5 protein-coding genes are annotated in these 9,301 nt (G+C 70.7%); 3 read left to right on the top strand and 2 right to left on the bottom strand.

The genetic code is table 11. The features are described 5' to 3' along the window. Positions 1 to 51: 51 nt before the first annotated feature. Positions 52 to 3,684, bottom strand: a complete 3,633-nt coding sequence (locus tag Q4I23_RS12705; protein WP_498526461.1) for a YhdP family protein — start codon at positions 3,682 to 3,684, stop codon at positions 52 to 54. 117 nt (positions 3,685 to 3,801) lie between these two features. On the opposite strand from Q4I23_RS12705, the gene Q4I23_RS12710 reads away from it, so the two are divergent. Both Q4I23_RS12710 and bcp read left to right on the top strand, forming a co-directional pair. Then, entirely contained in the window at positions 3,802 to 6,798 is a 2,997-nt protein-coding gene (locus tag Q4I23_RS12710) for a bifunctional [glutamine synthetase] adenylyltransferase/[glutamine synthetase]-adenylyl-L-tyrosine phosphorylase (protein ID WP_498526462.1), read from the top strand. Further along, positions 6,795 to 7,280: a thioredoxin-dependent thiol peroxidase gene (gene bcp, locus Q4I23_RS12715; protein ID WP_498526463.1), complete on the top strand. Its 486-nt coding sequence runs from the start codon at positions 6,795 to 6,797 to the stop codon at positions 7,278 to 7,280. Before Q4I23_RS12710 ends, bcp begins: the two co-directional genes overlap by 4 nt. Before the next feature lie 144 nt (positions 7,281 to 7,424). Here the strand turns inward: bcp and parA are convergent, their stop codons facing one another. Beyond that, complete coding sequence (parA, locus tag Q4I23_RS12720; RefSeq protein WP_454017962.1) at positions 7,425 to 8,072, bottom strand: ParA family partition ATPase; 648 nt, start codon at positions 8,070 to 8,072, stop codon at positions 7,425 to 7,427. Between the two features lie 111 nt (positions 8,073 to 8,183). Between parA and Q4I23_RS12725 the strand changes: the two genes are divergently transcribed. After that, entirely contained in the window at positions 8,184 to 9,155 is a 972-nt protein-coding gene (locus Q4I23_RS12725; RefSeq protein ID WP_498526464.1) for an L-threonylcarbamoyladenylate synthase, read from the top strand. Positions 9,156 to 9,301 lie beyond the last annotated feature (146 nt).

Below are 9,301 nucleotides of genomic sequence, written 5' to 3' on the forward strand. Positions count from 1 at the left end.
CCGCTTCGCGGGCACCCTCTCCCCAGAGGGGCGAGGGATGAACAATCCCGCTTACTTCACGAAGGTTCCCGGCGAGGGCGCTTCCTTGCCGTCGCCCCCCTCGCCCAGGAAGAACAGATTGCGCAGGAAGCCCGGCGCCAGCATGGCGAGCGGGTTCACCGTCACGTCCGGGTCGGCCAGCGGACCACGGACGTGCCAGGTGGCGCTGAAGATGCCCTGCCCCTCGCCGCCGCTCAGCGCGTCGCCCAGCAGCGGAATCTGACCGATCAGGCGATTCAGCCCGTAGATGGGCACGATGGTGCCGCGCAGGTTGGCGGTGTCGGTCTCGATGTCCACCTCCCCCGACAGGGTCAGGCCGAGCGCGGAGCCGGAGGTGCGCAGGTCCTTGACGGTCAGCAGGCGCCCGTCCTTGCGGTAGTCGCTGACCGCCCGCCCGAAGCGGATGCCCTTGCCACCGCCCATCAGCTCGGCGAAGCCGGAGGGGGAAATGGAGTTCAGGATGCGGGCCAGGACCGGCGCATCGACCAGCGCGTAGTCGGTCAGCTCCATCCGGCCTTCGATGGCGGCGTCGGCCCGCGGCTCCACCGTGCGGCCGGTGATCGCCAAAACACCGCCTTGCACCCGGTCGTTGATGTCGAGCGCGCGGAAGGTCGCGCCGGCGTCGCTGGCCGAGATGGCCACGTCATAGAATCCCTGGGCGCCCGGCAGATAGCGCAGGGACACCGCCCCGTCGCGCCCCGCCTTCGCCGTCACGTCGAGCGCCGTCCAGGACAGGCGGTCGCGCCTGATCCGCCCGGCCACGTCGGACAGATGGCGGCCGTCCCCGAAGACGACGCGGTTCAGCTTCAGGTCGAAGTCGAGCGGCAGCGGTTTCTCGTCGGCCGGCCCCTGCTTCTTGCCGCCGGGCGGGTCGGCCTTGCCGGCCAGGACGCGGGCGTCCAGGCTCTGGCCCGTGATGGTCCCGGAGTAGCCGCTCTTGCCGCCGTCATGCACCGTCACGTCGGCCTTCAGGTCGGTCTGGCCGACGGACATCTGGCTGACCGCCACCTTGGTGACCGCCATGGTCTGCGGCGCGAGATCGACGACCGCCTGGGCGCGCAGCCCCCCGGCATCGACCGACAGGCCGGTGATGCGGGTCACCCGGTCCTTCTGGAACTCCAGCGCCAGCTTGCCGGTGCCCGGCACACCGGGCTTCTTCTCCCAGCCCAACTCGTCGATGCGCAGGTGGGTCTTTTCCAGGTTAAGCCCGGCGGTCAGGCCGAAGCGGCGGCGCTGGTCCACGGTGAACAGCACATCCGCCCCAAGCGGCCCTTCCACATGCTCGGCTAGGTCGATGCCGTGGCTGCGCAGGTCCTGGGCGTCCACATCGCCCTTCACGGCGATGCGGGTGCGCGGCCCCTTGGCGGTGGAGGTGAACTGCTCCTTCCAGTCGATGGTGACGGGGATGCCGTCCAGCTTGGTGTTGCCCTTCACCGTCATGGCGTTCATATCGAGCGCCAGCGTCAGGTCGCCCTCGGTCGCGGTCAGCCCGGCGGCCACCTTCTCCACCCCGACGCCGCGCAGCTTTGCCGCGACGTCCAGGTTCAACTGCTCGACCTTCAGGTCGACCAGCAGCGGAAACTGGAAGTGAAGCTGCGCGTCGGCCTGCCCCTGGGTGCGCTTGGGATCGAGGTCGAGGCGGCTGGGATAGCCCAGCGGCGGGCTGTCCAGAACGGTCAGGATGGTGCGCACCGGCCCGCGGACCGGGACACGGATGTCCATGGTCTCCTTGCCGGTGTCCAGACCGCCGATGACGATGGTGCCCTCACCGAGCTGGACGTCGTCGATGCGGCCGCCCTTGGTGTGGATGGTGAAAGTCTTGCCATCCGTGGACACCTCCGCCGCCAAGCCGGTGACCTTGGGCAGCGGGTGGAAGTAATCCACCGTCATGTCCTCGGCCTTGATGCCGGCCTGGAAATGCGTCACGTCGAGTGCCGCGAGGTCGGACAGCGGCCCACTGGCCCGGACGGTCGCCGTCGCCTCCGGCACGACGCCGTGCGACAGGTTTTGGGTCACCCATTCCCGTGGGTTCTTCCCCACCCCCAGCGGCCACAGCCGGGGCAGTTCGTCCGCCGGCACCCGCTTGGCCGTCACGGCGGCCTCCACCGACAGGCGGGCGTCCGGCGTGCCGAGTTGGGCGATGGCCGCCTGCGCCGTCCCCTCCACGGTCGGCCCACCGAGATCGATGGCCAGCCGCTCCACATCCAGTTTGCCCGAGGAGCGGTCGCCGGCCACCGTCAGGGCGGCGGAGGCGATGAGCATCGGCTCCGGGAACAGGTCCGGTCGAACGACATGCCCGGCGCCGGCCTTCAACTCCGCCCGCCCGCTGCGCGGCTGCCCGTCGGGATCCAGCTCGACGCTGGCCGTGCCGGATAGGGGAAGCTGCGCCGCGGCGAGCGGTGCCAGCGCCGGGGCGAGCCCGGCCAGTGTGGCGGGCACCAGTCCGTCGAGCCGCGCGGCGACCGACGCGCCCTTGTCGGGAACCTGCGTGCCGTCGAGGTCGAGCGAGGCCCGCTTGCCATCCGACGTCAGGTCGAGCCGCAAGCTGCCGCTGCGCTGCCCGCCCCGCTCCCGCAGGTCACCCCGCCCGGCCATCACCATCCCGTCGAGCGCAAGGTCCAGCCGCTCCAGCTCCGCCCGCCGGCCCGGCACGTCCAGCCCGCCGCGCAGCCGCACCCGGTCAATGCGGTAGGGGTCGGGCCGCAGCGCGGGCAGGCTGACCTCTCCGGCACCGCCCTGCAGGTCGAAGCTGAAGCGCACCGGCTCGAACCGCGAATCCAGAGTCGCGTCGATGCGCCCGCCCAGCGGCACGGTCACCGCCGACAGCGGCGCCAGCAGCGGGCCGATCTTGGCCAGCGCCGCCGGCTGCAAGCCGTCGAAGCGGGTGGACAGCGCGGTTTCCGCGTCGGCCATGCGATGGACGCCCGATGCCTCCACCGCCGCCGTCCGCCCGTCCAGGTCGAGCAGCAGCTGCGCCCCGCCGACGATCTCGGTCCCGTCGCGGGTCAGCACGATGTCGGCGCGGTTGGCGTGCCAGGACAGGCCCAGCATGCGGTTCGTCACCGTCAGGTCGGCGCCGATGATGGACAACCGCCGCAGCAGGCCCAACGGGCGGGCGATGTCCGGAGGCTGCATCAGGGTGGAGACGATCTCCCCCGCGAAGTCGGGGCCGTCCTCCGGCTCGTCCTTCTCCGGCTCGCCGGGAGACGGGATCGAGCGCACGTCGAAATCCAGGCTGCCATCAGCCCGGCGCACGACCTGGAGGCGCGGCCGCACGAGGTCGAGCCGGGTCGGCGACAGCTTGCCTTGGAACAGCGCGCGCACGGAAAAGCCGACGCCCAGTTCCGGCACCGCCGCAAGCTCGTCGCCCTCGGCGTTGACCGCGTGCACGTCGATGGCCCGCAGGTCCAGCCGGGTCAGCCCGTCGCTCTCCTCCTCATCCACCCAGGACAGGACGAGCTGGCCGACATCGACCCGGTAGCGGCCCTGCGGGTCGCTCAGCGCCCGCTCCACATAGGGGGTCAGCGGGTCGAGAGCGACCGGCCCCTGGGCCAGCCGCCAAGCGAACAGCCCGCCGGTCGCGCCGACGACCACCACCACGCCCGCGGTGGTCCAGGCGAGAAGCTTCGCGGTTCGCCGGATCAAGGACAGTGTCCCGGCGGCGACGCCCGCAGATTGTCACGGCGCGGATTGTCACGGTTGACCGGAAGGGCCGGACCGCGCACCCTCCTGCTCAGTTCTTGTGCAGGGATAGCCGCGACCATGACCACCACGCTGCCGAAACCCTTCGACACCGCCCTTGCCGGACGCGGCCTGGAGCGCTGGCGCGCCGAGGCGGCGAACGCCGCGGACAACACCGGTGGCGACGCCCTGCGCGCCTGGGCCGAGGCGTACGCCGATTCGACCGAGGGCCGGGCGCTGATCGACGCGGTGTGCGGCAACAGCCCGTATCTCGGCCAGATCCTGACGCGCGAGCTGCCCTTCGTCCGCGAGATGGTGACGCAGGGGTACGACGCCGCCTTCGCGACGCTGCTGCGCCGGCTGGAGGCGGACTGCGCGGAGGAGCGCAACATCGACCGGCTGATGACCGCCCTGCGCATCGCCAAGCGGCGGGCGGCGCTGCTGATCGCCATCGCCGACATCACTGGCGCGTGGGAGCTGGAGGCCGTCACCGGCGCGCTGTCCGACATCGCCGAGACGTCGGTCCGGATGGCGGCAAACCACCTGCTGCGCCGCGCCGCGGAGGCGGGCACGCTGACGCTGCCGGAACCGCAGCGGCCATGGGTCGGGTCGGGCCTGATCGTGCTTGGCATGGGCAAACTTGGTGCGCGCGAGCTCAACTATTCCAGCGATATCGACCTGATCGTCCTGTACGACGACGCCGTCGTTCAAACGCCCCAGCCGGACAACCTCGCCCGCACGTTCATTCGTATCGCGCGCGATCTTGTCCGCATTATGGATGAACGGACCAAGGACGGCTACGTCTTCCGTACAGATCTGCGGCTGCGCCCCGATCCCGGGGCCACGCCGCTCGCGGTGTCCGTCTCGGCGGCCGAAATTTATTACGGCAGCGTCGGGCAGAACTGGGAGCGCGCGGCCATGATCAAGGCCCGTCCCATCGCCGGCGATCCGGAAGCGGGGGCGCATTTTCTGCGTTTCCTCGAACCGTTCGTGTGGCGGCGCCACCTCGACTTCGCGGCCATCCAGGACATCCATTCCATCAAGCGTCAGATCAACGCCCACAAGGGCCATCGTGAAGTGACGGTGAACGGCCACGACATCAAGGTCGGCCGAGGCGGAATCCGCGAGATCGAGTTCTTTGCCCAGACCCAGCAGCTCATTTTCGGCGGGCGCGACATCCGCGTGCGCATCGCCCCCACCCTGCTGGCGAACAAGGCGCTGTGCGCGGTCGGCCGCGTGCCGGAGGCGGCGGTGGAGGAACTGGAGGAGGCCTACCGCTTCCTGCGCCGGGTCGAGCACCGCATCCAGATGACCGACGACCGCCAGACCCACCAGATCCCGGCGGACGACGAGGGCGTGGCGCATCTGGCGACCTTCCTCGGCTACGAGCGGGTGGAGGATTTCCGCACCGACCTGCTGGCCCAGCTCGGCCGGGTGGAGGACCGCTACGCCGAGCTGTTCGAGGAGGCGCCGTCGCTGTCCGGCCCCGGCAACCTCGTCTTCACCGGCACCGACGACGACCCCGGCACGGTGAAGACGCTGGCCGGCATGGGCTACCGCGACCCCAGCCGGGTCATCGCCGTGGTCTCCACCTGGCACCGGGGGCGCTACCGCTCCACCCGCTCGGGCCGCGCGCGGGAGCTGCTGACCGAGCTGGTGCCGGCCATGCTGAACGAGCTGGCCAAGACCCCCGCCCCGGACGACGCGCTGGTCAAGTTCGACAGCTTCCTGGAGCGGCTGCCGGCGGGGGTCGGGCTGTTCTCGCTGTTCATCGCCAACCCCTGGCTGCTCGCCCTGGTCGCGGAGATCATGGGCACGGCGCCGCAACTGGCCGAGACGCTGTCGCGCAACCCATCGCTGCTCGACGCCGTGCTGTCGCCCGACTTCTTCGACCCGCTGCCCGACGCGGCGGGGCTGACGCCGGAGTACCAGCGCTTCATCGCCGGGGCGCACAACTTCGAGGACGTGCTGACCCTGTCGCGACGCTGGACCAACGACCAGCGCTTCCGCGCCGGGGCGCACATCCTCCGCGGCATCACCGACGGCGACCGCTGCGGCCCCTTCCTCGCCGATCTGGCCGACGTGGTGGTGCCGGAGCTGGCCGCCCGCGTCGAGGAGGAGTTCGCCGCCCGCCACGGCCGCATCCCCGGCGGCGCCTGGGTGGTGGTGGCGATGGGCAAGCTGGGCAGCCGGCAGCTCACCATCACCTCCGACATCGACCTGATCGTGGTCTACGAGGTGCCGCCGGGAACCCGCCAGTCGGACGGGACCAAGCCGCTGGCGCCCAACGAGTATTACATCAAGCTGACGCAGCGCCTGACCAACGCCATCACCGCCCCGATGGCCGACGGGCGGCTGTACGAGGTGGACATGCGGCTGCGCCCGTCGGGCAACGCCGGGCCGCTCGCCACCGCGCTGGACGCCTTCACCGCCTATCAGGCCAAGGAGGCCTGGACGTGGGAGCACATGGCCCTGACCCGCGCCCGCGTCATCGGCGGCGATCCGGCGCTGGGCCGCAAGGTCGAGTCGGCGATCCGCGGCGTGCTGACCGGCCCGCGCGATCCGGCCAAGGTGCTGCGGGACGTTGCTGACATGCGCCGCCGCATCGACAAGGAGTTCGGCACCACCAACCCGTGGAACGTCAAATACGCCCGCGGCGGCCTGATCGACATCGAGTTCACGGCCCAGTATCTCCAGCTCCGCCACGGGCACGCACATCCGGACATCCTGTCCATCGCCACCAGCCGCGCCCTGCTCAACGCCGCCGGAGCCGGTCTGCTGGCGCCGGAGGTGGCTGAGGAGTTGGTGGCGACGCTGAAGTTGTGGCGCCGCGTGCAAGGCTTCCTGCGACTGACCACCGACGGCGTGCTCGATCCGCGGCAGGTTTCGCCCACCCTGCGGGAGGGCCTCTCGCGCGCCGCCTTCCCGGAGGAGGAGCCGGCGGTTGACTTCGCCGCGCTCGACAGCAGAATCCGGGACATCGCCGCCCGCGCCCATCGCCATTTCGTGGCGCTGGTCGAGGAGCCGGCGTCAAGGCTGCCTCCCCCAGAGACCAACGAAGAAGCCAAACTCCCATGAGCGAAGCCACCAACGCCGCCCCGATCGAGGTCGGCACCCCGGCCCCGGACTTCACCATGCCGACCGACGGCGGCGGCAGCGTCACGCTGTCCGCCCTGCGGGGCAAGCCGGTGATCCTGTACTTCTACCCGAAGGACGACACCTCCGGCTGCACGTCGGAGGCTTGCGGCTTCCGCGACCAGCTTCCGGACTTCAGCGGGCTCGACGCCGTCATCATCGGCGTGTCCAAGGACAGCGTGGCCAGCCACGACAAGTTCAAGGCGAAGTACGAGCTTCCCTTCACGCTGGCCTCCGACAAGGAGACGGGCGTCGCCGAAGCCTACGGCGTCTGGGTCGAGAAGAGCATGTACGGCCGCAAATACATGGGTCTGGAGCGCGCGACCTTCCTGATCGACAAGGACGGCATCGTCCGCAACGTCTGGCGCAAGGTGAAGGTCACCGGCCATGTGGCGGCGGTGCTGAAGGCGTTGCAGGCGCTGTAATGGTGTCCCCTCTCCCCTCCGCTTTCGCGCAAACTTCGTTTGCGCTGACGCGACAGGCGGACCTTCGGTCCGCCGAAAGCGGGGAGAGGATTAGGGTGAGGGGGTTGCGCGTGTCGGCACACTCGGCACGAGTGCCGTTCCCCCTCACGCCGCCCGGCGCAGGATCTCCTCGGCCAGCGCCTGCATCTCCGCCGCCGCCTGGGTCTTGCGCGCCGCCTCGGTCACCGACAGGCCGGACAGCAGGGTCCCGGCGTAGGCGGTGCGGTTGCCGATCTGCGACTCCGCGATGTCCACGGCCGGCGGGTTCACCAGCTCACGCACCCGCGCGATCAGCTCGTCGGCGATGCGGGCGCGCGGCGGCACGCGGTTCAGCACCAGCAGCAGCCGGCGCTTCTCCTGCGCGGCGAGGTCCAGGGTGGGCTGCACCGCCCACAGGTCCATCGGGCTGGGCTGCACCGGGGCGATGACGAGGCTGGCGGCGCGCACGGCGATGCGCGCCTCCGTCTGGGCATGGGGCGGGCTGTCGATCAGCACGATGTCGTGGTCGCGGGCCAGCTTCTCCACCTCGGTCTGGGTGCGCCAGCCGGTGATCTGGACATGGGTGAAGCCGGGTTCCCCGCCCGTGGCCTCCGCCCGCACCGCGTGCCAGCGGGTCAGGCTGCCCTGCGGGTCGATGTCCACCGTGGCGACCGACCGCCCAAGCTGCATCCAGGCAATGGCGAGGTGAGCCACCAGAGTGGTCTTTCCGGCCCCGCCCTTCTGCTGAGCCACGGTGAAGACCTTGCCCGTCATGCCCACACCCATCATTTGGTTGTTTATCGCGCACACCCGTCATAAGGCTTGGACAGAGCCGGCGCAACCGCGCGAATTGACTTCATCCTCCCACGCTTTACAAATCGCCCCGTGACCGACAAGCATCCCGACATCATCCCCGCCACGCCCGCCGGCCTCGCCCGCGCCGGCGAGGCTTTGCGCAGCGGCGAGCTGGTCGCCTTCCCGACCGAGACCGTCTACGGCCTCGGCGGCGACGCCACCGACGACCGGGCCGTGGCCGCGATCTTCGCCGCCAAGGGCCGCCCGCAGTTCAACCCGCTGATCGCCCATGTGCCGGACCTGGAGTCCGCCGAAGCCATCGCCATGCTCGACGAGCGCGCGGTGGAGCTGGCCCACCAGTTCTGGCCCGGCCCGCTGACCCTGGTCCTGCCCCGCCGCTATGACGCCGGGCTGTCGCTGCTGGTGTCCGCCGGGCTGGACAGCGTGGCCGTTCGGGTGCCCGCCCACCCGGTGGCGCAAGCCCTGCTCAAGGCCGCCGGCAAGCCGATCGCAGCGCCCAGCGCCAACCGCTCCGGCGCGGTCAGCCCGACCGCTCCCCACCACGTCATCGAGAGCCTGGGCGACCGGGTGAGCATGGTGGTGGCCGGCGGCAAGTGCCAGGTCGGGGTGGAATCCACCGTGCTCGACCTGACCGGCGAGACGCCCGTGCTGCTGCGCCCCGGTGCCGTGCTGCGCGAGGAGATCGAGCGGCTGATCGGCCCAATCCAGGTTTCCGCCGGCAACCCGGACGCCCCGAAGTCGCCCGGCCAGTTGGAAAGCCACTACGCCCCCGACGCTCCGGTGCGGCTGAACGCCACCAGCGCCGAGGAGGACGAGGCGTTCCTGACCTTCGGCCCCGACCGCTTCATCCGCGGCGGCAAGGCCCGGCTGAACCTGAGCCTCCAGGGCGACCTGAACGAGGCGGCGGCCAACCTGTTCGCCCATCTCCGCGCTCTCGACCAGGAGGGTGCCTGCGCCATCGCGGTGATGCCGATCCCGGACGAGGGGCTGGGTGTCGCCATCAACGACCGGCTGCGGCGGGCCGCCGCCCCCAGGGAGTGAGGGAGCGGGGGTAGTGGAAAAACGGACGGCGAGGCGATAAGAGTCTCGCAACGAGCCCCCACCCTCCCGCTTCGCGGGTCCCTTCCTCCCCCGCCGTCGCAGGGGCTGTCTCTTATACACATCTGACGCTGCCGACGATTATACGC

Source organism: Azospirillum sp. UFLA03-27, from assembly GCF_059803775.1.

Coding starts and splice junctions, on each gene's coding strand:
- bcp (WP_498526463.1), top strand. CDS start 6,795: ATGAGCGAAGCCACCAACGCCGCCCCGATCGAGGTCGGCACCCCGGCC.
- parA (WP_454017962.1), bottom strand. CDS start 8,072: ATGACGGGCAAGGTCTTCACCGTGGCTCAGCAGAAGGGCGGGGCCGGA.
- Q4I23_RS12710 (WP_498526462.1), top strand. CDS start 3,802: ATGACCACCACGCTGCCGAAACCCTTCGACACCGCCCTTGCCGGACGC.